Below are 21,501 nucleotides of genomic sequence, written 5' to 3'. Positions count from 1 at the left end.
GCCGCCCAACAACGTTGAACGCGTAATTGAGGAATGGCATGACACCCTGGCTGACGGTAGTAGGCATCGGCGAAGACGGTTTCAAGGGCCTGGGCAAGAACGCCCGGCATGCACTGTTGCGCGCCTCGAAAATCTTCGGCGGCCAGCGGCATCTGGATTTGCTCCCGCCGTGCATACGCGGCGAGCGCCGGCCGTGGCCAAGTCCCTTCTGCCTGGAGTCGCTGCTGTCGCAACGTGGCGAACCCGTCTGCGTCCTGGCCAGTGGCGACCCGATGTTCTTCGGCGTCGGCGCCAGCCTCGCCCGGCAACTCCCAGCAGCCGAGATGCTGACGCTTCCCGCGCCGTCCTCCTGCTCACTGGCCGCAGCGCGAATGGGTTGGCCCTTGCAGGAAGTGGTCACGTTGTCGGTGGTTGCCCGGCCTTGCGCCGCACTCAACGCGCAATTGTTCAGTGGCGTGCGCTTGCTGGTGTTGAGTAACGACGGCAGCAGCCCCGCCACCATCGCCGCACTGCTGCGTGAACGTGGTTTCGGTCCGAGCCGGATAACCGTGCTCGAACATTTGGGCGGTGCAGCCGAGCGGCGTATCGACGGTATCGCCAGCGACTGGAACGATCCGCTGATCGCCGACCTGAATCTGATCGCCATCGAGTGCGTCACCGAGCCGAACACACTGCGGCTGTCGCGACTGGCCGGCCTGCCGGACTCGGCCTTCCAGCACGACGGCCAACTGACCAAACGCGATGTGCGCGCCATCACCCTCGCGCGCCTGGCCCCGGTCCCTGGCGAACTGTTGTGGGACGTCGGCGCCGGCAGCGGCTCGATCGGCATCGAATGGATGCGCGCTCACCCCAGTTGCCGCGCACTGGCCATCGAGGCGGATGCGGGCCGACAAACGTTGATCGAACACAACCGCGATGCGCTCGGCGTTCCCGGCCTGCAACTGGTTCGCGGCAGTGCACCGCTGGCCCTGGCCGGGCTGGAACGACCGGATGCGATTTTCATCGGCGGCGGTGTCACTCGTGAAGGCGTGCTCGATACGTGCTGGGCCGAACTCAAACCCGGGGGCCGGCTGGTCGCCAACGCGGTCACCCTGCAAAGTGAAATGACCCTGATGACCTGGCGCGAGCAACACGGCGGGGAGCTGACGCGCATTCATATCGCGCAAGCTCAACCGCTGGGCGACTTTGACACCTGGCGCCAGGCCTTGCCGATTACCTTGCTGGACGTGACGAAACCCTTCGATGCGTGACGAAACCGCCGAACAACCCGCACCACTGCGCAGCGGCCTGACCACCGGCAGTTGCGCCACGGCCACCAGCCTCGCCGCCGCGCGCCTGCTGCTGGATGGCACATCGGCCGACGCGGTGGAAATCGTGTTGCCCAAGGGCAAACAAGTGCAGATGCGCCTGGAATTCTGCCGCCTCACCGAGGACGGCGCCGAAGCCGGAACCCTCAAAGACGCCGGTGACGATCCGGACGTGACCCACGGTGCCCTGCTCTACTCCCAGGTGCGCCTGAGTAGCGAACCCGGGACTCGCTTCAAAGCCGGTCGCGGCGTCGGCACAGTGACCCGGCCTGGGCTGGTGCTGGGTGTCGGCGAACCGGCGATCAACCCGGTGCCGCGCAAAATGATCAGCGAACACCTGGCCCGGCTGGCCGACGAACTCGGCTACAGCGGCGGCTTCGAGGTCACGGTCAATGTCGAGAACGGCGAGGCGCTGGCATTGAAAACCATGAACCCGCGCCTGGGCATTCTTGGCGGCTTGTCGATACTCGGCACCAGCGGCATCGTCCGGCCGTTTTCCTGCGCGGCCTACATCGCCTCGATCCATCAGGGCATCGACGTGGCGAAAACCAACGGTTACCTGCACATCGCCGCCTGCACCGGCAACGCCAGCGAAGACACCATGCGCCGGGTCTACAACCTGCCGGAAATCGCCCTGATCGAAATGGGCGACTTCGTTGGCGCCGTGCTCAAGCACCTGCGCAAAGTACCGGTGGAAAAACTCAGCCTGTGCGGTGGTTTCGGCAAGATCAGCAAACTGGCGGCCGGGCACATGGACTTGCACAGTCGCCATTCGAGCATCGACCTGCCGCAACTGGCGCTATGGGCGGCGCAGGTCGGCGCCGATGCGGCGTTGCAGCAGAGCATCCGCGAGGCCAACACCAGCCAGCAGGCATTGGCCATGGCCGCCGCCGCCGGGGTCGCCCTGGGGGATGCAGTCTGCCGGCACGCCCTGGACTTCGCCCGTAGCGTGGTGCCGGCGCAGGTTCAGGTGGAAGTCTTTGCCATCGATCGCCAGGGCGGGATCGTTGGCCATGCGGGAGCCTTTCAATGAAACGCATCCTGTTGCTCGGCGGCGTGACCGAAGCCATGGCCATTGCCCGCACGCTGGGACCGCAGCACATCTATAGTCTGGCCGGTGTCGGTCGGGTGCCGACGGACCTGCAATGCCAGGTGCGCGTCGGCGGCTACGGCGGTGCCGAGGGCCTGGCGCAATTCATTGGCGATGAAGGCATCGATCTGCTGCTCGATGCCACTCACCCCTACGCCGCCCAAATCAGCCAGAACGCCGCGACCGCCGCGCGCTTGAGCGGCATTCCCTGCTGGGCGCTACGGCGTCCGGCCTGGCAAGCCCAGGCGGGTGATGACTGGCGGGAAGTCAGCGATTGGGCCGAATTGATCGAAGCCCTGAAACCCTTCCGTCGACCACTGTTCACCCTCGGTCGCGAGCCCCTGCAACACCTGCATGAAATTCCGGCGGAGCAATTCTGGACCCTGCGCGCACTGGACGTGTATCCGGGCAACGAGCGCTGCGAAGTGATCGGCGCACGTGGGCCATTCCTGATCGACGACGATCGTGAGTTGTTTGAGCGGCGAAACATCGACGTGCTGATCAGCAAGAACAGCGGCAGCACGGCGACCGAGCCGAAGCTGGAAGTGGCGCGTGAGCGTGGTGTGCCGGTGATTGTCTTGAAGCGCCCCGAATTGCCAAGTGTGGAACGGGAATTTGGCTCGGTGGCAGATATGCTGGATGCCCTATCAGTGTAGGACTATTCCTTAGACCTGCTAAACCTTGCGATTCCGCTGGCAGTATTCTCAGACGAAGCTGGCTATCGACTCTACGGCCTCAATCCTATAGTTCGCCTCCCCCTGAACCAATCAAGCGCACCCAACATCCACAGGGATGAATGGTCTCGCCCACAAGAATGTGCCGCTTGCCACTCTGTATCCCAAGGAATACGATTCAACATGATCGAATTTGAGCGATCCCAAGTATTTGCTGACTGGCTCAACTCGCTGAGGGACACCATCGGCAAAGCTCGAATAATTGCCAGACTCCGGGCAGCCGAGTATGGAAATTTTGGTGATTGTGAATCTGTAGGTGCTGCGGTTTATGAGATGCGCGTTCACTACGGCCCGGGCTACAGGATGTACTTCACTCGCAGAAATGAGGTGATTTACTTGCTGTTGATCGGGGGTGACAAGTCGACTCAAAAACGAGATATCAAACGTGCTATTCAAATGGCACACAATATCGGTAATGAGGAGTAAATCATGGCCGAACAATTTACCCGTTTTGATGCCGTCGAGTTTCTCAAAACTCCGGAGGAAATGGCGGCTTATCTGGATGCCTGCTTTGAAGAAGATGCCGGAGACGGCGTGCTGATACGTGCAGCGCTCAACGATATCGCCCGAGCAAAGGGCATGACACAAATCGCCCGTGATGCCGGTCTGGGGCGCGAGAGTCTTTACAAAGCGCTGAGCAGTAGTGGCAATCCGGAATTCGCGACTATCATGAAAGTTATGAAAGCCTTGGGTCTGCGCTTGCATGCCATCGCTGTCTGATTACGCTGCGACACCAAACCGCACGCCGCCTTTTTACTTATCGGCCCTGATCAGGCTAAATAGCCCGCGCCTGATCGCCCACCCAAACGGATTTGTCCCATGTCCCGACAACGGCTCGCAATTGCCTGGATAGCCTGCTTCGCAGTGCTGTTCAACATGCTCGCCATGCCGATGTCCGGAGCGATGGCGCAAACGGCAAAGTCACCTGCCGAACCGTTGTTGTGGGGCAGTTTCTGCAGTTCCAGCGGCACCAGGATGGTGGCGATTGCCATCGGGGACCTTGAACAGAAAGCCCCGCAAAACGACGATCACTCCAACATGCAGCATTGCTGGTGCTGCTCGGGTTCTGCGCCATTGGTGGCGCTGCCGGGGCATTCGCCACAGCTGTATTTCGCCCGTTTCGAGTCCAACCGAAGCCTGCCTGCGACCTCTCTCGACAGCCCGTCACCGCGCCAGCAATGGCCGAGTCTCAACCCCCGTGCTTCCCCTCTGGTGTGATTTTTTCTCGCAATTGACTGCGTTTTAAATCGTTCCGGAGAACTGCCATGCTGAACAAACTCATCGTTCTGGCCGCGTTGCTGCTGCCTGCCTGCTTTGCCAATGCCCACGAATACAAAGTCGGTGAACTGAAAATCGCGCATCCGTGGTCCCAGGAGTTGCCGCCCAACGCGCCCACCGTTGCGGCGTATTTCGTGATCAGCAATGAAGGCAAGACCGCCGACCGCCTGCTCAGCGTCGACACCCCCATTGCGGGCGAAGCGCAATTGCATGAGCACGTGATGCAAGGCGACATGATGAAAATGCAGCACGTACCGAGCGTGGAAGTGCCCGCCGGAGGCGAGGTCACTTTCGCCCCCATGGCCTATCATGTGATGTTGCTGGGCCTCAAGGACCGCAGCCTGCTGGTTGACGGCAAGCGCTTCCCCATGACGCTGCACTTCGAGAAGTCCGGTGACGTGACGGTCGAAGTCGCGGTGCAGAAGCAGGCGCCGGATACCATGCAAGCGCACGTACACAAGCCGTAATCGCCTGAGCTGAAAACGCCCATGCGCCCGCTTAGCGCCAGGTCATCCAGGCCACGCAGTCAAGCATTGAGCCTGACACGCGGCAGCTGGATCAGCCTGTTCGCCATGCTGATGATCTTTATCGGTCCGCTGATTTCTCAGTCGATGCCGATGGATTCGCGCGCCATGTCGATGAGCATGCCTGCGGGTATGAGCATGGACATGCCGATGGACATGTCGGCGATGGAGCATGCCGACCATGCCACGCAAGCCACCGCCGAGCATTGCCCACCTGCCCCGGGGCACCATGTGCTGTGGGAAAAGTGCGGCTATTGCAGCCTGCTGTTCAACTGCCCGGCGCTGACCGGTGGCGTGTCCTTCGCCAACTTCGTCATCTCGCCCGTCAACACCTTCACCACACCTTCCCCACGCCTGGGCCATGCCCGGCAAACCTTCTTCCCCGGCGCCCGCACCCGCGCCCCGCCCGTCGTCGCGTAAACACTCACTTCTGATTTCACACGGTCCGCAAGACAGCCAACGCTCAATCCCACAGGGATTGCGCAGGCTGCCGGCCGTGTCGTTTACGACTGTTCGATGGAAATTGTCATGTCCAGGTTTTCTGCTGTCCCGTGCTTGAGCCCTGCCCAAGCCTCTTATGCCCTGAACGAATCCGGCGTTCGTTTCAGGCACGCCACCGCGATCCTGTGCGGTGCCTTGCTCGCGCCCTCTGCGCTCGCCGATGAGCATGCCGGTCTCAGTGAAGAACTGAGCCCGACAGTGATTACCGCCGTTGCCCCCAGTTCGCCATTGACCATCGTCACCAACCCCAAGGAACCGCGCCAACCGGTGCCGGCCAGCGACGGTGCCGATTACCTGAAAACCATCCCGGGCTTCGCCATGGTGCGCAATGGCGGCACCAATGGTGACCCGGTGTTGCGCGGCATGTTCGGCTCGCGGCTGAACATTCTCACCAACGGCAGCATGATGCTCGGTGCCTGCCCGGGGCGGATGGACGCTCCCACTTCCTACATCTCGCCGGAAACCTACGACAAGCTCACTGTGATCAAAGGCCCGCAAACCGTGCTGTGGGGCCCGGGCTCTTCGGCCGGCACTATCCTGTTCGACCGCGAACCGGAGCACTTCGGTGAACTCGGTACACGGGTCAATGCCAGCGTGCTGGCCGGCTCCTACGGTCGCTTCGACAAACTGGTGGACGCTGCCGCCGGTGGCCAGTCGGGTTACGTGCGGGTCATCGGCAACACCGCGCACTCCGATGACTACCAGGACGGCAACAACGACACCGTGCCGTCGCGCTATGAAAAATGGAACGGCGATGTGGCCGTCGGCTGGACGCCGAATGCCGACACCTTGCTGGAGCTGACCGCCGGCCGTGGCGATGGTGAAGCCCGCTACGCCGGACGCAGCATGGACGGATCACAGTTCCTGCGCGAAAGCCTCGGCCTGCGCTTCGAACAATCCAACATCGGCGACGTACTGGATAAGGTCGAGGCGCAGGTCTACTACAACTACGCCGACCACGTGATGGACAACTACACCCTGCGCACGCCGTCCGGCACCGGGATGATGGCCGGCCCCATGGCCTCCAATGTCGACCGCCGCACCCTCGGCGCCCGGGTCAAGGCCACCTGGCGCTGGGCCGATGTGCAACTGATCAGCGGCATCGACGCGCAGACCAACGAACATCGTCAGCGCAGCGCCATGGGTGTCGACACCTACAAGGACCTGCCCTACACCAAGGATGCCGACTTTCATAACTACGGCGTGTTCGGCGAAATGACCTGGTACACCGCCGACCGTGACCGCCTGATCAGCGGCGCACGCCTGGACCGCGTCTCGGCCAAGGATTTTCGGCAGACCACCGGCTCGGGCATGATGACCCGCCCGAATCCAACCGCCGACGACACCCGCGCCGATACCCTGCCGAGCGGCTTCATCCGCTACGAGCATGACCTTGCCGACAGCCCGACCACCTTGTATGCCGGCCTCGGTCACACCCAGCGATTCCCGGATTACTGGGAGCTGTTTTCACCCAAGTCCGGCCCCGCCGGTTCGGTGAATGCCTTCGACTCGATCAAACCGGAAAAAACCACCCAGCTCGATTTCGGCCTGCAATACAAGACCGAAGTCCTCGAAGCCTGGGCCTCGGCTTACGTCGGGCAGGTGCGCGATTACATCCTGTTCAACTACACCCCGACAATGATGGGTACGACCTCGCAAGCCGAAAACATCGACGCGCGAATCATGGGCGGTGAACTGGGCGCCGCTTACAACTTCACCGACAACTGGAATGCCGACGCGACCCTGGCCTACGCCTGGGGCAAGAACAGCAGCGATGGCAATCCGTTGCCGCAGATGCCGCCGCTGGATGCCCGTTTCGGCCTGACCTACAGCGAAGTGAACTGGAGCGCCGGCGCACTGTGGAGAGTGGTTGCCGCGCAAAACCGCATCGACCAGAACAAGGGCAACGTGGTTGGCAAGGATTTCGACAAAACGCCAGGGTTCAGCGTGTTCTCCCTCAACGGTGCCTATCGGTTCAACAGCAACTGGAAGGTCAGCAGCGGCGTCGACAACCTGTTCGGCAAGGCTTACGCCGAGCACTTGAACCTGGCCGGCAACGCCGGTTTCGGCTACCCGGCCAATGACCCGCAAGCCATCAAGGAACCGGGGCGAACGCTCTGGACCAAGGTGGACATGAGTTTCTAAAAAGAAAAGTCAAAAGATCGTCCGAACGCGGCCCGAGCCTTCGGCAGCTCCTACATTCGAGCACATAAATGCTGTAGGAGCTGTCGAGTGAAACGAGGCTGCGATCTTTAAAAAACAATTTGATTCGCCAATGCGGAGCACACGTGATGAAACAGCCCACAGTGAATTTCTACAACCTGGCCTGGCGCTGGCATTTCTATGCCGGATTGTTTGTTGCGCCATTCATGGTGATGCTGGCCTTGACCGGCACCCTCTATCTGTTCAAACCGCAGCTCGATTCGCTGATGTACAGCAGCCTGCTCAACGTCCCGGCCGGTCATCACACCGTCCCGGCCGACGACCTGCTGACGCGGGTGAAAACCGCTTACCCACAAGGCCAGGTCACCCAATACCTGCCGCCGGTCAACGCCGAGCGTAGCGCGCAGTTTGTCGTGCTCAACGATGGCAAGGAGTTGAACGTGTTCGTCGACCCCTACCACGGCGACATCCTCGGTGAGCAAGACGCCAAGAAGAATCTGCAAGCCATTGCCCGAGCGATTCACGGTGAGCTGATGATCGGCACTGTTGGCGATCGGCTGATCGAACTGGCCGCCGGTTGGGGCGTAGTGCTGGTGGTGTCCGGGATTTTCCTGTGGTGGCCGCGTGGTCAGGCGGCAGGCATCTTGTGGCCGCGCCTGAACAGTCGCGGGCGCATATTGTGGCGTGACCTGCACGCCGTCACCGGGTTCTGGGGCGCGTCCCTGCTGCTGGTGATGTTGCTCAGCGGCATGACCTGGACCGGCTTCTGGGGCAAGCAATACGCCGAAGTGTGGAACGTGTTCCCGGCGGCCATGTGGGATGACGTACCGAAATCCGATGTCGAGGCGCGCAGCCTCAACACCGCCACCCGCCAGACCGTGCCGTGGGCCATGGAAAATACGCCGATGCCGATGTCCGGCGACCATGCCGAACACATGGCCCACGACGGTGCATCGGCCGGCCCGGCCGCGCCGACGATCCTCCTGCAAGACGTACAAAACATCGCCAGCGAACGTAAGGTCGAACCGGGTTACAGCATCACCCTGCCGACCACCGCGACCGGCGTGTTCACCATCGCCGTGTTCGCCGACGACCCGCGCAACGACGCCACGCTGCACATCGATCAATACACCGGCAAGGTCCTGGCCGATGTACGTTTCGAGCACTACGGCACCGTTGCCCGCGCCACGGAAATCGGCGTGATGCTGCACGAAGGCAAGATGTTCGGCACGTTCAACCAGATCGTCGTGTTGCTGATCTGCCTGATGATTTTGCTCAGCGCGGTCAGTGGCGTGGTGATCTGGTGGAAGCGTCGGCCACAGGGCAAGTTCGGTGTACCGCCGTTGCGTCACGACCTGCCGAAATGGAAAACCGCGATGGCGATCATGTTCGCCTTGGCGGTGGCCTTTCCGTTGGTGGGCGTGTCGCTGGTGGCGGTGTGGGTGCTGGATCGTATGCTGCTGTCGCGCTTTACCCGGCAGACTGAATCGGCTTCCTCTTCATCTTGAAACAGGTGAGATGCGCGGAGCTCAATGGGCTGTAAATTCCCCGCGCGTCTCCCGCTTGCATTCAGGGTGCCGGTGGACGTGGTCTGGTGGATTCTGCTGCACAAGGCGCCGCAAGATCAGGCTCGCGCCAGGCTTACAACTCATCCCGTGCAGGCTTATCGAAAACATCGGGGCCTTGTTGGCGTGTCACCTTCCAATCGCGTGCCAGACGCCCGGCCTGACGCCAATAAAACGCGGCAAGCAACACCTCCAGATTGCCGATCTCGGCCAGTCGGGAAATAAACTCTTCGGATGACAACACGGTGATCCGCTTACCGTCGACGAGTTGCACCTGATTCGTCTGCAGCAATGCCTTTTCTGCTGACGAATAATTCGGCGTGTACTTGAGCAGCGCGCCATAGCGAGTCGAATAATAGTAAGCCGTCATATCGAACCCTTTGGCTTTCAAGGCATGTGTATGTGCATAAATCAAGCTCGGTGACGGGAAGCTCGTGTAGGCCTCTGCGCAGTTATCGGCCACGTGTGTATCAGGCGCCGGAAAGAGTTGATGCCCCGCCATAAACTGGTAACCGTCAGGAATTCGCGGCGGGCGATGTCTCGACGTCGTTGAGACATCGCTTGCCGTGCGGAAGATGTGGTCAGCGATGTCATCGGGGTACCCCGGATCGGCCAAAGGCTCCAGCGCAATGTATGAATGAGTGCTGGACTGAGCCAGGATCGCACTGACATGCACTGACGCCTGTTCATCAGTACTTCCCGCTCGTGAATGCGCGTAGCGGGCGGCATCGTCGGGATGGTGGAACACCGGCCCCATGGCCAGCTCGGGATTGTTGGCCCATCGCTCATTGGCGGGCGTTGCAGACATACGCGGGGTCCAGTCCTGGCCCACTACACCCAGGCGAGACCAGTAGCTGCTGGCCAACAGAACCTCCAGTGTTCCAAACCGGGCCATTCGTCGAATATAACTGTCCAACCTGAAAGTGCCTTCATTGATATCACCCCAGTCACTCAACGCCTGCTCAAACGTCGCAAACGGGTTGTCGCGTAGATCGATCTGGCCGAATCGGTCCGTGTGCTGCTGCGGATCGAAGGAATTGAGCTGCAGTCGCAGCAAGGCACCATCGGCGCAGGAAAAATAAATCGGCCTATACCCTTGAGGGGTCCGGACACTTTCCCGCGCCAGATTCACATCCAGAGGCGAAAAAAAGTGTCGATAGTCATGATCTGGCAAGCTTTGCGTCACCCGCGCAGCGCACAGATAGAGCCCTCTGGTGATGTATTGAATGACGAGTGAGGAAAGAAAGCTTGCAGGAAAAACGCGGTCAGGGGCCAATTTTGAATCCTCTACCGCGATGGGTAAACTCGCGATAAAGGCACCCCCACGGGCGTAGCGAAGGATGAATCCGAAACTCAGCGCGGAACGGTTCCCCGCCCGCTCATGGGCGAAGCGTGCAGCCCCCGTTTCTTCAACGAACACCGGGCTGTAAGCCGGCTCAGCGACGGCCCTGGCGTATCCCGTGGTTGCGGGGGCCACCGCAAATGGCTCGAACTCTGTTACTGCTCGGGCCGGTCCCCAGAGTGCGCTACCTACGACCACTTGCAGAGAACCGTGCCTTGCCAGTGTTTTCACCCAATGGGTGGGTGTCAGCCAGCCCGATTTGAGCTTTTCTTTAACTTTGGTAATCTCCCGACCGGGAGCCGCGGGTCCTTCGGACAGTGTAATGGCCAAATCATTTATAAATTGTGTCCAGAACCCCATCCGATAGCGGATTATCGATCCGTCAGGAGCAAACAGATAATTGTCGATCTGCCGTGTTTTACCTGCGGCAACATTCACCGAAAGCATGTTGCGGTAGATCTGTTTGTCGGCTTCCGACAATAAGATGGGCAACTCTCGAAGTACCCGCGAACGATAGCGGGCAACGACGCGGCAGCCTGCCGGAAACTGACCGTAAGTGCGGCTTTCTTTCGGAAAAACCCATTCGTCATCAAAATCCTCGCGGGAAATCACGGTCGGGGCGGTTGCCACAAAAAAACTGTCAGGGCGCTGCAGAATCAAGCCACCAAATGCCCTTGCACTGCCTGAAGGCAGTTGCGCACGGGCATAAATGGCGGCGTCATTGGCATTGATGAAGACCGGACCAAGCATGCGACGTTGCAGGTTCATGCCCGGCATCCATAATCTGCCTACTGCACCGTGCCTGTCCCAGCACAGACTGGTGCGCAATACCTGCAACTCACCGCTGTTGGCAACCTCCCTGACAAAACCGGTTGACGTCATCGCACCACTGGACAGTTTGCTTTGAAAATCCTCCAGCCCCATGTTTGGGGTGTCGTTGTCGAAAAGACTGGTGTCCTTGTGGGCGACATATTTCAGAAGCGCTCCATCCTGACTCGATATATAAAGGGGAATGCTCGATTTCGTTTCGATGTCGGGATATTTTTTTGAGTTGTAGAGCACTACAAACAAATCAGTAGGCACGATGAAGTTTTTCGCCAGCCACTTATTTGCCGGACTGGGTAACGCTTTGACTGATTGACGCACGTAAAAATATGAATGGACCTGGAACGATTCCGGATAAATGTACTGATGTACGCTGGTTCTAGCGAACAAACTTCTCAGAGAAAAAAGCTTGTCTCTTGTATCACTGACACTGACGGGGACCAGTTCAGTGGCGATATATTCTTGTTTACCCTTTTGTTTGAGGATAAATCCAAACCAGGTCTGCTCCTCATCCGAATCGCCCGCGTAGACTGAATGGCGGTCAAGCGCGGCCTCATCCGCCGACTGGAAAATCGCGCCAAAAGCTACTCGTTCCGGCACGCTTCGTTCCCACGGACCAACAATGATGTCCTGGGTCATTTTCCCGAGCTTCCAGCGTCCATTGCTGACAAGGACCTGCAAGTCCCCGCAAGCGGCCGTTTCCCTGGCTAATTTTCCGGGTTTGACGACACCCTTCTCATAGTTCAAGGCCAGTTCGCCGGGCGCTTTCGGGGTACCCAGTTGTTCAAGTAACGCAGCGGAGCGGGTGGTGTCGGGTTTGAACATGATCAAACTGTCCTCCGCCCCCGACAGGTAGACCGGTACATCATCTGCAAGTACGTGGCGCAACTCGTCGAGACTGAACATCATCAAACTTTTCGCAGCATCATCACGAGTCCAATTCAAGATATGCACACGCACAGGGTCGAGCATCGACAGTGCCACGTGAGAACAGAAGAAGCCGTGCAAAACGTGATTCTCGGGATACGCCGGCGAGCCCTTTTCGCTCACCGGATACAGTTCACGGGGATCATGCCAACCCCGTCCCCGCTCTATTGGTTCAGTCACTACGAACCGCTGATCATTACGCCTGAAAATACAAGCGACATATTCGCGGTCACGCCGAATACCGACCTGCTCATGAGCAAAACGCGCAGCGTCGTCTGCCGAAATAAACGCTCGGCTAAGTGAGGGAACCGGAATCGGCTGGTGTGACGGCGATTCCCTTCCGCAGGTTTGATCATCCATGAATAGCTCCTGTAAAAAGTGTTGTCTTCAGAGCTCCTTACTCTGACAGCCTGGTAAAACTTGCTGCGGTACATAGTTACCGCAAGGGGTTTCCAGGTAGATCACCTTTTCGGCCGCAGCTATGTCCCAACATCATCGTGACGGACAATTCGCTTTCGCGAGCCCGCGATGACCCCGGCACATCCAATATCACCGTGACTGACACACTGTCTTCGCGAGCAAGCTCACTCCTACAGTGCGAGACAATATCTGCGCCCCAATGTGGCGCGAATCTTCGCACCAATGCGCCAGTCGCGATCCTTCATGGTGCGTTGCCCACACCGCACAACCGCTCTAATACGACATTTCCCTGCCCTTCCCCGACCGGGCACAGCCCTTGCAAAACACACCTTCAGTCGTCCGCATCTGCCAACCATAAAAAACCTTAACGTTCATGGAGATCGCACAATGAAGCGTCGCAGCTTGATCAAGGCTTTCACACTCACGGCATCCATTGCCGCGATGGGCATGACCTGGACTGTCCAGGCCGCCGAGACCATCAAGGTCGGTATTCTGCATTCGTTGTCCGGAACCATGGCGATCTCCGAAACGTCGTTGAAAGACATGGCGCTGATGACCATTGACGAGATCAATGCCAAGGGTGGCGTGAACGGCAAGATGCTGGAACCGGTCGTAGTCGACCCGGCCTCGAACTGGCCACTGTTCGCCGAGAAGGGTCGTCAGTTGCTGACCCAGGACAAGGTCGCCGTGGTGTTCGGTTGCTGGACTTCCGTGTCGCGCAAATCGGTACTGCCGGTGTTCGAAGAACTCAACGGCTTGCTGTTCTACCCGGTGCAATACGAAGGCGAAGAATTGTCTCCGAACGTGTTCTACACCGGCGCCGCGCCGAACCAGCAGGCGATCCCTGCCGTTGAATACCTGATGAGCGAGGAAGGCGGCAGCGCCAAGCGCTACTTCCTGCTCGGCACCGACTACGTCTACCCGCGCACCACCAACAAGATCCTGCGTTCGTTCCTGCACTCCAAGGGTGTGGCCGACAAGGACATCGAAGAGGTCTACACCCCGTTCGGTCACAGCGACTACCAGACCATCGTTGCCAACATCAAGAAGTTCTCGGCCGGTGGCAAGACGGCGGTTATCTCCACCGTCAACGGCGACTCCAACGTGCCGTTCTATAAAGAACTGGCCAACCAGGGCCTGAAAGCCACCGACGTTCCGGTCGTGGCGTTTTCGGTCGGCGAAGAAGAACTGCGCGGCATCGACACCAAGCCACTGGTGGGCAACCTGGCGGCGTGGAACTACTTCGAATCGGTCGAGAACCCGGTGAACAAGAAGTTCGTCGATGACTGGAAAGCCTACGCGAAGAAACACAACCTGCCGGGCGCCGACAAGGCGGTGACCAACGACCCGATGGAGGCCACTTATGTCGGCATCCACATGTGGGCGCAAGCGGCGGAAAAAGCCAAATCCACCGACGTCGACAAAGTCCGCGAAGCTCTGGCCGGCCAGACCTTTGCCGCGCCGTCCGGTTACACCCTGACCATGGACAAGACCAACCACCACCTGCACAAACCGGTGATGATCGGCGAGATCCAGGCCGACGGTCAGTTCAACGTGGTGTGGCAGACCGAAGGGCCAATCCGCGCCCAGCCGTGGAGCCCGTTCATCCCGGGTAACGACAAGAAGCCGGAATATGCGGTGAAGAGCAACTGAGCCACTGGATGTCGGGTCCAAGCATTCGGGCCTGATACAAATCCCTGTGGGAGCGAGCTTGCTCGCGATGAGGGCGGCACATTCAACATTTCTGTGACTGGACCACCGCTATCGCGAGCAAGCTCGCTCCCACAATGTCCGCGTCAAGGCGACTTCCTATGCCCACCGCCCTTTACCGCTTCATTTTCGCCATCGCAATGCTGTTGCCGATGGCCGCCCACGCCGGCGACGCCGAAGACTTCGTCACCGCCAATCCCGTGCAGCAGGCCAGGTTGCTGGAAACCTGGGCCGCGCAGCCCGACCCGGCTCGTAGCGAGTTGATCAATGCCCTGCAACAAGGCGAATTGACCCTCGACGGCCAACCGAAAACCCTGCGCCTGAACAACCGCCTGCGGGGGCTGATCGACACCGCGCTGGCCAGCCATCAGTTGCTCGCCGCCGACGCCAAAATTCGTCTGGTGGCTGCGCAGCATTTACAGAAAAGCGCCAAACCGGCGCAGTTGAAATTCCTCGACCAGCAGCTCGCTGGCGAACGGGACGAAGGTGTTCACGCGGCATTGAGCCTCGCCTTGGCCAACTTGCAATTGGTGGACGCAGACCCGGCCGTGCGCCTCGCCGCTGTACGTCTGCTCGGCGAAACCGGCGATCCACTGGCCCGCACCCGTCTCGAAAACCTGCTGGAGCCGGGCGTTGAAACCGACGCGAATGTGCGTACCGCCGCTGAAACCAGCCTCGCTCAAGTCAAACGCAAACTGCTGGTCGGCGAGCTCTTGGGGCAGGCCTTCAGCGGCATGTCCCTGGGATCGATTCTGCTGCTCGCTGCCCTGGGACTGGCGATCACTTTCGGCCTGCTCGGCGTGATCAACATGGCCCATGGCGAGATGCTGATGCTCGGCGCCTACTCGACCTACGTGGTGCAGTTGATGTTCCAGCGCTTCGCCCCGCAGGCCATCGAGTTCTATCCGCTGATCGCGTTGCCCGTGGCATTTTTCGTCACTGCCGCCATCGGCATGGCGCTTGAGCGCACGGTGATTCGCCACCTCTATGGACGGCCACTGGAAACCCTGCTCGCCACCTGGGGCATCAGCCTGATGCTGATCCAACTGGTTCGCCTGGTGTTCGGCGCGCAGAACGTCGAAGTGGCCAACCCGGCCTGGCTGTCGGGCGGCATTCAAGTGCTGCCGAACCTGGTGCTGCCGTACAACCGCATCGTCATCATTGCCTTTGCGCTGTTTGTGGTGGTGCTGACCTGGCTGTTGCTGAACAAGACTCGCCTCGGTCTGAATGTTCGCGCCGTCACCCAGAACCGCAACATGGCCGCCTGCTGCGGTGTCCCGACCGGGCGCGTGGACATGCTCGCCTTCGGCCTCGGCTCGGGCATCGCCGGCCTCGGTGGCGTGGCCCTGAGCCAGATCGGCAATGTCGGCCCGGACCTCGGCCAGAGTTACATCATCGACTCGTTCCTGGTGGTGGTGCTCGGCGGCGTCGGTCAGTTGGCCGGTAGCGTACTGGCGGCGTTTGGCCTGGGGATCGCCAACAAGATTCTCGAACCGCAGATCGGTGCCGTGCTCGGCAAGATCCTCATCCTCGCGTTGATCATTCTGTTCATCCAGAAACGTCCGCAAGGCCTCTTCGCACTCAAAGGACGGGTGATCGACTGATGAACCAGCCCCTGATGCTCAAGGCCACACAAAAGGCCGGCCCGAAAGTCACGATTGCCGTCGGTGTGGTGATCCTCGCTCTGTTGCTGGCATTGCCGCTGCTGTCGCTGTTACCGGCGGACAGTACTTTGCATGTCTCCGCCTACACGCTAACGCTGGCGGGCAAGATTCTTTGCTATGCCATCGTCGCACTGGCGCTCGATCTGGTCTGGGGTTATGCCGGCCTGCTGTCCCTCGGCCACGGCCTGTTCTTCGCCCTCGGCGGCTATGCCATGGGCATGTACCTGATGCGCCAGGCCTCGGGCGATGGTTTGCCGGCGTTTATGACTTTCCTGTCGTGGACCGAAATGCCATGGTTCTGGACCGGCACCAGCAGCTTCCTCTGGACCCTGTGCCTGGTGGTATTGGCGCCGGGATTGCTGGCGTTGGTGTTCGGCTTCTTCGCCTTTCGTTCGCGGATCAAGGGTGTGTATTTCTCGATCATGACCCAGGCCCTGACCTTCGCCGGCATGTTGTTGTTCTTCCGCAATGAAACCGGCTTCGGCGGCAACAACGGCTTCACCAACTTCCGCACCATTCTTGGCTTTGGCATCACCGAACCGGGCACCCGCGCGGTGCTGTTTTTCGCCACGGTGCTGTTGCTGCTGGCGAGCCTGTACATCGGCTGGCGCCTGGCGCAGAGCAAGTTCGGCCGGGTCCTGACTGCGCTGCGCGATGCGGAAAACCGGTTGATGTTCTGCGGCTATGACCCGCGCGGGTTCAAGCTGTTCGTGTGGGTATTGAGCGCGGTGTTGTGCGGTCTGGCCGGTGCGTTGTACGTGCCGCAAGTGGGGATCATCAACCCGAGCGAAATGTCGCCGACCAACTCCATCGAAGCGGCAGTCTGGGTGGCTCTCGGCGGGCGCGGCACCTTGATCGGTCCGCTGCTCGGCGCCGGCGTGGTCAACGGCATGAAGAGCTGGTTCACCGTGGCGTTCCCCGAGTACTGGCTGTTCTTCCTTGGCGCGCTGTTCATCGTCGTGACCCTGTATTTGCCCAAAGGCGTGATCGGACTGTTGAAGAAAAGAGGTGAGCAATGAGAGTCACTGCAACCGCTGAATTCATGCTCGAACCGGCTTTTTTTCCTGTAGAGCCCAACAAGGACGCCGGCAGCAGCCGCGATGCCATCGGCCTCGGCCAGCGTGTTGGTCCTGGCCTCAACACACGCCACGGCACCATCCTGACCCTGGAAGACATCAGCGTCAGCTTCGACGGCTTCCGCGCGTTGAACAATCTGAACCTGTACATCGGCGTCGGCGAACTGCGTTGCATCATCGGCCCCAACGGCGCGGGCAAGACCACGCTGATGGACGTGATCACCGGCAAGACCCGTCCCAGTCACGGCAAGGCCTGGTACGGCGAAACCCTGGACCTGACGCAAATGAGCGAAGTGCAGATCGCCCAGGCCGGTATTGGCCGCAAGTTCCAGAAACCGACGGTGTTCGAGGCCTTGAGCGTGTTCGAGAACCTGGAACTGGCGCAGAAAACCGACAAATCCGTTTGGGCCAGCCTGCGGGCGCGCTTGAACGGCGAGCAGAAAGACCGCATCGCCGAAGTGCTGGAGACCATTCGCCTGACCTCCTCGGTCAATCGCCCGGCAGGCCTGTTGTCCCACGGCCAGAAGCAGTTCCTGGAGATCGGCATGTTGTTGATGCAGGACCCGCAATTGCTGCTGCTCGACGAACCGGTGGCGGGCATGACCGACGCCGAAACCGAATTCACCGCAGAGCTGTTCAAGAGCCTGGCCGGCAAGCACTCGCTGATGGTAGTCGAGCACGATATGGGCTTCGTCGGTTCGATTGCCGACCACGTTACTGTGCTGCATCAGGGCAGTGTGCTGGCCGAGGGGTCACTGGAGCAGGTGCAGGACAACGAGCGGGTGATCGAGGTTTATCTCGGTCGATAGACATGTGAACACCGACCCATGTGGGAGCGGGCTTGCTCGCGAAAGCGGTGTGCCAGTCGATGCAAATGTTGAATGTCAGTCCGCATTCGCGAGCAAGCCCGCTCCCACAGGGTTCTGTGTAAAACAGAAGGAATTCGAACATGCTGCAAGTCGACAAGCTGCACCAGTACTACGGCGGAAGCCACATCCTGCGCGGCCTGACATTTGACGTGAAAGTCGGTGAAGTCACCTGCCTGCTCGGGCGTAACGGCGTAGGCAAGACCACCCTGCTCAAGTGCCTGATGGGTTTGCTGCCGGCCAAGGAAGGCGCAGTGAAGTGGGAAGGTAAACCGATCACTGCGTTCAAGCCGCATCAGCGTGTGCATGCCGGCATCGCTTACGTACCGCAGGGCCGGGAAATCTTCGGCCGCCTGACCGTGGAAGAAAACCTGCTGATGGGGCTGTCGCGTTTTCCCGGCAGCGAAGCCAGGGAAGTCCCTGCCTTCATCTACGAACTGTTCCCGGTGCTGCTGCAAATGAAGCAACGGCGCGGCGGCGACCTGTCCGGTGGCCAGCAACAGCAACTGGCCATTGGCCGGGCGCTGGCCAGCCGCCCTCGTCTGCTGATCCTCGACGAGCCTACCGAAGGCATCCAGCCCTCGGTAATCAAGGAGATCGGTGCTGTGATCAAAAAACTCGCCGCCCGGGGCGACATGGCGATTCTGCTGGTGGAGCAGTTTTACGATTTCGCAGCCGAACTGGCTGACCAGTACCTGGTGATGTCCCGAGGCGAGATCGTGCAACAGGGTCGCGGAGAGAATATGGAAGCCGAAGGTGTGCGCGGCCTGGTTACGATCTAATCTGTAGCGTTCTGACGAAAATTAGAAATCATGAATTTACCTGCCCAAACAACGCCGTTCACTCCAAGCTGGCACGCCGAGCTGGAGCTGGGTTACGCCCGCTTCGGCGATAGCACACGTCCGGTCCAGCGCCGCCACTTGGGTCCGTTGCGGGTACAAAAGCATCTGTATGCCGAAGGGCCTGAAGTCTGCCAACACATCATCGTCCACCCGCCGGGCGGGATTGCCGGCGGTGATCGGCTGGATATTTCAGCCCGCGTCGAGCGCGATGCCTGGGCACAGATCACCAGCCCCGGCGCGGCCAAGTGGTATCGCGCCGCCGGCCCCGCCTATCAGCAGCTGAAGTTGAAGGTGGCAGCCGGTGCGACACTGGAATGGCTGCCCCAGGAGACGATCATTTTCAGCGCGGCCCAGGCTGAACTCAGCACCTGCATCGACCTTGAAGGCGATGCACGACTGTTCTATTGGGACGTCGTGGCGCTGGGCCGTCCGGCCAGTGGCGAGCGCTTCGACCTTGGGCACTTCCAGGCACATCTGGATATCCGCCGCGACGGCCAGTTGCTCTGGCATGAACGCCAGCGCGTTGTCGGGGCGGACGGCTTGCTCGATTCACCCATCGGGCTGGACGGGCAACCGGTGTTTGCTACGTTGTTGGTGACGGGTGAGATCGATGGCGAACTGCTGGAAACCTGCCGCTCGCTGCCCAACGACGTGCGCGGGGATTTGACCCAATTGCCGGGGCTGCTGGTTGCCCGATGCCTGGCCAGTGAGGCGCTGTTGGCCCGGGGATGGCTGATTGATTTGTGGCGATTGCTCAGGCCTGCGTTGCTCGGTCGCGAGGCCGTGCCACCCCGAATATGGAACACCTGAATTGCTTTTCTGTGGGAGCGAGCCTGCTCGCGAAGACGGTGTGTCAGGCAACACATCTATCGAATGTGAACCCGCTTTCGCGAGCAGGCTCGCTCCCACAGGGTTCTGTGCAAGCAGATCCAACACTTTTTTAATCTGCCCAGATGGATGTCTACGATGGACCTGACCCCACGCGAAAAAGACAAGCTGCTGATCTTCACCGCCGGCCTGGTGGCCGAGCGGCGTTTGGCTCGCGGCGTGAAACTCAATTACCCGGAAGCCATGGCCTACATCTGCGCCGCGCTGCTTGAAGGCGCACGCGACGGGCAGACGGTGGCCGAGCTGATGCACTTGGGAACCACCCTGCTGACCCGCGAACAAGTGATGGAAGGCATCCCGGAAATGATCCCGGAAGTCCAGGTCGAGGCCACCTTCCCCGACGGCACCAAACTGGTCACCGTCCACCAACCCATCGCCTGAGGCCGCGCCATGACTTACCACATCCGCGATGCCGTGCATGCCGATCTGCCGGCCATCCGCGACATCTACAACGACGCGGTGCTCAACACCACGGCGATCTGGAACGAGCACGCGGTCGACCTCGACAACCGCCAGGCCTGGTTCAGCGCCCGGCAATCCCAGGCTTATCCGATTCTGGTGATCGTCGATGCCGACGACACGGTGCTCGGATACGCCTCGTTCGGCGACTGGCGGCCCTTCGACGGTTTCCGCCACACCGTCGAGCACTCGGTCTATGTGCGCAGCGACCAGCGCGGCAACGGCCTCGGCCCGCAACTGATGCAAGCGCTGATCGAACGCGCCAAAGGCTGCGGCAAGCACGTGATGGTCGCGGCTATCGAAAGCGGTAACGCTGCCTCCATTCGCTTGCATGAGCGCATCGGTTTTATCACCACCGGGCAAATGCCGCAGGTCGGCACCAAGTTCGGTCGCTGGCTGGACCTGACCTTCATGCAACTGACCCTGAATTCCGGCGCGCAGCCGCCAAGCATCAACCAGGAGTAATCCCCCGATGAACGCCGCCCAACTGCGACGCGTCAACGTAGAAAGCTTTGCGCATTATCGTCAGGGCCTGATCGACCTGCTGCTCGATGCCGTTGGCTATGGCGCCAGTGTCGGCTTCATGGCTGACCTCGATGCCACCCAGGCGCGGGCGTATTTCGATGAGGTTCAGGAGAACCTGAACAAGGGCAATGTGTTGCTGTGGGTGGTGGTCAAGGACGAGCAGGTACAGGCCAGTGTGCAACTGAGTCTGTGCCAGAAAGCCAACGGCCTGAACCGTGCCGAAGTGCAGAAGCTGCTGGTGCGCGAGCATGCGCGGCGTCGCGGCCTGGGCCAGCAACTGATGAGCGCGCTGGAGGCGGCCGCCCTGCAGCACAAGCGCGGCATGCTTTACCTCGACACCGAAGCCGGCTCGCCCGCCGAAGACTTCTACCAATCGCTGGGCTATACCCGCGCCGGTGAAATTCCCGATTACGCCTGTGACCCGAGCGGTCGCTACAAGCCGACGGCCCTCTACTACAAGATTCTCCAAGGAGCCCATTGATGATTCCCGGTGAATACCAGATCCAGCCCGGCGAGATCGAGCTCAACGCTGGCCGGCGCACCCTCAGCCTCAAGGTCGCCAACAGCGGCGACCGGCCAATCCAGGTCGGCTCGCATTACCACTTTTTCGAAACCAACGACGCGCTGTCGTTCGACCGCGCTGCCAGTCGCGGCATGCGCCTGAACATCCCGGCCGGCACGGCGGTGCGTTTCGAACCGGGGCAGAGTCGCGAGGTCGAGTTGGTGGACCTGGCCGGGCATCGTCGGGTGTTCGGTTTTGCCGGGCGGATCATGGGTGATCTGTGATTAGCACCG

The 21,501-nt window shown here is 60.3% G+C and carries 21 protein-coding genes; 20 read left to right on the top strand and 1 reads right to left on the bottom strand.

The features are described from left to right. Positions 1-38: 38 nt before the first annotated feature. From cbiE to ACM6IK_RS25310, 10 genes are all read left to right on the top strand, one after another. Positions 39-1,250, top strand: a complete 1,212-nt coding sequence (cbiE, locus tag ACM6IK_RS25355) for a precorrin-6y C5,15-methyltransferase (decarboxylating) subunit CbiE (RefSeq protein ID WP_414876496.1) — start codon at positions 39-41, stop codon at positions 1,248-1,250. Next, positions 1,243-2,340 (top strand): cobalt-precorrin-5B (C(1))-methyltransferase, encoded by a 1,098-nt coding sequence (locus tag ACM6IK_RS25350; RefSeq protein WP_414876495.1) that lies wholly within the window; start codon positions 1,243-1,245, stop codon positions 2,338-2,340. The genes cbiE and ACM6IK_RS25350 overlap by 8 nt, the downstream gene beginning before the upstream one ends. Continuing rightward, the gene (locus ACM6IK_RS25345) at positions 2,337-3,053 is read left to right on the top strand and encodes a cobalt-precorrin-6A reductase (RefSeq protein ID WP_414876494.1); all 717 of its coding nucleotides are present in this window, start codon (positions 2,337-2,339) and stop codon (positions 3,051-3,053) included. Before ACM6IK_RS25350 ends, ACM6IK_RS25345 begins: the two co-directional genes overlap by 4 nt. Positions 3,054-3,254: 201 nt before the next feature. Next, complete coding sequence (locus ACM6IK_RS25340) at positions 3,255-3,557, top strand: type II toxin-antitoxin system RelE/ParE family toxin (protein WP_414876493.1); 303 nt, start codon at positions 3,255-3,257, stop codon at positions 3,555-3,557. A 3-nt stretch (positions 3,558-3,560) separates the two neighbouring features. Beyond that, positions 3,561-3,851 carry an addiction module antidote protein gene (locus ACM6IK_RS25335; RefSeq protein ID WP_007994260.1) on the top strand — a complete coding sequence of 97 codons (291 nt, stop codon included), beginning with the start codon at positions 3,561-3,563 and terminating at the stop codon, positions 3,849-3,851. A gap of 99 nt (positions 3,852-3,950) precedes the next feature. Continuing rightward, positions 3,951-4,349, top strand: coding sequence for a DUF2946 domain-containing protein (locus ACM6IK_RS25330; protein ID WP_414876492.1), 399 nt, complete (start codon positions 3,951-3,953; stop codon positions 4,347-4,349). A gap of 47 nt (positions 4,350-4,396) precedes the next feature. Then, positions 4,397-4,876 carry a copper chaperone PCu(A)C gene (locus tag ACM6IK_RS25325; RefSeq protein WP_414876491.1) on the top strand — a complete coding sequence of 160 codons (480 nt, stop codon included), beginning with the start codon at positions 4,397-4,399 and terminating at the stop codon, positions 4,874-4,876. A 21-nt stretch (positions 4,877-4,897) separates the two neighbouring features. Then, entirely contained in the window at positions 4,898-5,353 is a 456-nt protein-coding gene (locus tag ACM6IK_RS25320) for a DUF2946 domain-containing protein (protein WP_414876490.1), read from the top strand. Positions 5,354-5,461: 108 nt separating this feature from the next. Further along, positions 5,462-7,579 carry a TonB-dependent copper receptor gene (locus ACM6IK_RS25315; protein ID WP_414876489.1) on the top strand — a complete coding sequence of 706 codons (2,118 nt, stop codon included), beginning with the start codon at positions 5,462-5,464 and terminating at the stop codon, positions 7,577-7,579. A gap of 146 nt (positions 7,580-7,725) precedes the next feature. Continuing rightward, positions 7,726-9,105 (top strand): PepSY-associated TM helix domain-containing protein, encoded by a 1,380-nt coding sequence (locus ACM6IK_RS25310; RefSeq protein ID WP_414876488.1) that lies wholly within the window; start codon positions 7,726-7,728, stop codon positions 9,103-9,105. A 133-nt stretch (positions 9,106-9,238) separates the two neighbouring features. On the opposite strand, the gene ACM6IK_RS25305 is transcribed toward ACM6IK_RS25310, so the two are convergent. Beyond that, positions 9,239-12,616 (bottom strand): hypothetical protein, encoded by a 3,378-nt coding sequence (locus ACM6IK_RS25305; RefSeq protein WP_414876487.1) that lies wholly within the window; start codon positions 12,614-12,616, stop codon positions 9,239-9,241. 447 nt (positions 12,617-13,063) lie between these two features. On the opposite strand from ACM6IK_RS25305, the gene urtA reads away from it, so the two are divergent. The 10 genes from urtA (at position 13,064) to ACM6IK_RS25255 (ending at position 21,492) form a co-directional block, all read left to right on the top strand. Next, positions 13,064-14,329, top strand: coding sequence for an urea ABC transporter substrate-binding protein (gene urtA, locus ACM6IK_RS25300; RefSeq protein WP_414876486.1), 1,266 nt, complete (start codon positions 13,064-13,066; stop codon positions 14,327-14,329). 158 nt (positions 14,330-14,487) lie between these two features. After that, positions 14,488-15,990, top strand: a complete 1,503-nt coding sequence (urtB, locus tag ACM6IK_RS25295) for an urea ABC transporter permease subunit UrtB (RefSeq protein ID WP_414876485.1) — start codon at positions 14,488-14,490, stop codon at positions 15,988-15,990. After that, positions 15,990-17,069 (top strand): urea ABC transporter permease subunit UrtC, encoded by a 1,080-nt coding sequence (gene urtC / locus ACM6IK_RS25290; protein ID WP_414876484.1) that lies wholly within the window; start codon positions 15,990-15,992, stop codon positions 17,067-17,069. The genes urtB and urtC overlap by 1 nt, the downstream gene beginning before the upstream one ends. Then, a complete protein-coding gene (gene urtD, locus ACM6IK_RS25285) occupies positions 17,066-17,935 on the top strand; it encodes an urea ABC transporter ATP-binding protein UrtD (RefSeq protein WP_414876483.1) in 870 nt (289 codons plus the stop codon). The genes urtC and urtD overlap by 4 nt, the downstream gene beginning before the upstream one ends. A 140-nt stretch (positions 17,936-18,075) precedes the next feature. Next, the gene (gene urtE / locus ACM6IK_RS25280; RefSeq protein WP_414876482.1) at positions 18,076-18,774 is read left to right on the top strand and encodes an urea ABC transporter ATP-binding subunit UrtE; all 699 of its coding nucleotides are present in this window, start codon (positions 18,076-18,078) and stop codon (positions 18,772-18,774) included. A 30-nt stretch (positions 18,775-18,804) separates the two neighbouring features. After that, a complete protein-coding gene (locus ACM6IK_RS25275; RefSeq protein WP_414876481.1) occupies positions 18,805-19,644 on the top strand; it encodes an urease accessory protein UreD in 840 nt (279 codons plus the stop codon). Positions 19,645-19,800: 156 nt separating this feature from the next. Next, the gene (gene ureA / locus ACM6IK_RS25270; RefSeq protein ID WP_108218467.1) at positions 19,801-20,103 is read left to right on the top strand and encodes an urease subunit gamma; all 303 of its coding nucleotides are present in this window, start codon (positions 19,801-19,803) and stop codon (positions 20,101-20,103) included. Positions 20,104-20,112: 9 nt separating this feature from the next. After that, positions 20,113-20,646 carry a GNAT family N-acetyltransferase gene (locus ACM6IK_RS25265; protein ID WP_414876480.1) on the top strand — a complete coding sequence of 178 codons (534 nt, stop codon included), beginning with the start codon at positions 20,113-20,115 and terminating at the stop codon, positions 20,644-20,646. A gap of 7 nt (positions 20,647-20,653) precedes the next feature. Beyond that, a complete protein-coding gene (locus tag ACM6IK_RS25260) occupies positions 20,654-21,187 on the top strand; it encodes a GNAT family N-acetyltransferase (RefSeq protein ID WP_414876479.1) in 534 nt (177 codons plus the stop codon). Then, positions 21,187-21,492 carry an urease subunit beta gene (locus ACM6IK_RS25255; RefSeq protein ID WP_414876478.1) on the top strand — a complete coding sequence of 102 codons (306 nt, stop codon included), beginning with the start codon at positions 21,187-21,189 and terminating at the stop codon, positions 21,490-21,492. The genes ACM6IK_RS25260 and ACM6IK_RS25255 overlap by 1 nt, the downstream gene beginning before the upstream one ends. Positions 21,493-21,501: the final 9 nt, after the last annotated feature.

The organism is Pseudomonas sp. IT-196MI5 (assembly GCF_949767415.1).
Taxonomy (GTDB): Bacteria; Pseudomonadota; Gammaproteobacteria; order Pseudomonadales; family Pseudomonadaceae; genus Aquipseudomonas.
This window is presented reverse-complemented; position numbering and strand designations above follow the sequence as displayed.

What these genes read in the sequence shown, in the direction of transcription:
- cbiE (WP_414876496.1), top strand. Translation starts at nt 39, where the DNA reads ATGACACCCTGGCTGACGGTAGTAGGCATCGGCGAAGACGGTTTCAAG.
- ACM6IK_RS25350 (WP_414876495.1), top strand. Translation starts at nt 1,243, where the DNA reads ATGCGTGACGAAACCGCCGAACAACCCGCACCACTGCGCAGCGGCCTG.
- ACM6IK_RS25345 (WP_414876494.1), top strand. Translation starts at nt 2,337, where the DNA reads ATGAAACGCATCCTGTTGCTCGGCGGCGTGACCGAAGCCATGGCCATT.
- ACM6IK_RS25340 (WP_414876493.1), top strand. Translation starts at nt 3,255, where the DNA reads ATGATCGAATTTGAGCGATCCCAAGTATTTGCTGACTGGCTCAACTCG.
- ACM6IK_RS25335 (WP_007994260.1), top strand. Translation starts at nt 3,561, where the DNA reads ATGGCCGAACAATTTACCCGTTTTGATGCCGTCGAGTTTCTCAAAACT.
- ACM6IK_RS25330 (WP_414876492.1), top strand. Translation starts at nt 3,951, where the DNA reads ATGTCCCGACAACGGCTCGCAATTGCCTGGATAGCCTGCTTCGCAGTG.
- ACM6IK_RS25325 (WP_414876491.1), top strand. Translation starts at nt 4,397, where the DNA reads ATGCTGAACAAACTCATCGTTCTGGCCGCGTTGCTGCTGCCTGCCTGC.
- ACM6IK_RS25320 (WP_414876490.1), top strand. Translation starts at nt 4,898, where the DNA reads ATGCGCCCGCTTAGCGCCAGGTCATCCAGGCCACGCAGTCAAGCATTG.
- ACM6IK_RS25315 (WP_414876489.1), top strand. Translation starts at nt 5,462, where the DNA reads ATGTCCAGGTTTTCTGCTGTCCCGTGCTTGAGCCCTGCCCAAGCCTCT.
- ACM6IK_RS25310 (WP_414876488.1), top strand. Translation starts at nt 7,726, where the DNA reads ATGAAACAGCCCACAGTGAATTTCTACAACCTGGCCTGGCGCTGGCAT.
- ACM6IK_RS25305 (WP_414876487.1), bottom strand. Translation starts at nt 12,616, where the DNA reads ATGGATGATCAAACCTGCGGAAGGGAATCGCCGTCACACCAGCCGATT.
- urtA (WP_414876486.1), top strand. Translation starts at nt 13,064, where the DNA reads ATGAAGCGTCGCAGCTTGATCAAGGCTTTCACACTCACGGCATCCATT.
- urtB (WP_414876485.1), top strand. Translation starts at nt 14,488, where the DNA reads ATGCCCACCGCCCTTTACCGCTTCATTTTCGCCATCGCAATGCTGTTG.
- urtC (WP_414876484.1), top strand. Translation starts at nt 15,990, where the DNA reads ATGAACCAGCCCCTGATGCTCAAGGCCACACAAAAGGCCGGCCCGAAA.
- urtD (WP_414876483.1), top strand. Translation starts at nt 17,066, where the DNA reads ATGAGAGTCACTGCAACCGCTGAATTCATGCTCGAACCGGCTTTTTTT.
- urtE (WP_414876482.1), top strand. Translation starts at nt 18,076, where the DNA reads ATGCTGCAAGTCGACAAGCTGCACCAGTACTACGGCGGAAGCCACATC.
- ACM6IK_RS25275 (WP_414876481.1), top strand. Translation starts at nt 18,805, where the DNA reads ATGAATTTACCTGCCCAAACAACGCCGTTCACTCCAAGCTGGCACGCC.
- ureA (WP_108218467.1), top strand. Translation starts at nt 19,801, where the DNA reads ATGGACCTGACCCCACGCGAAAAAGACAAGCTGCTGATCTTCACCGCC.
- ACM6IK_RS25265 (WP_414876480.1), top strand. Translation starts at nt 20,113, where the DNA reads ATGACTTACCACATCCGCGATGCCGTGCATGCCGATCTGCCGGCCATC.
- ACM6IK_RS25260 (WP_414876479.1), top strand. Translation starts at nt 20,654, where the DNA reads ATGAACGCCGCCCAACTGCGACGCGTCAACGTAGAAAGCTTTGCGCAT.
- ACM6IK_RS25255 (WP_414876478.1), top strand. Translation starts at nt 21,187, where the DNA reads ATGATTCCCGGTGAATACCAGATCCAGCCCGGCGAGATCGAGCTCAAC.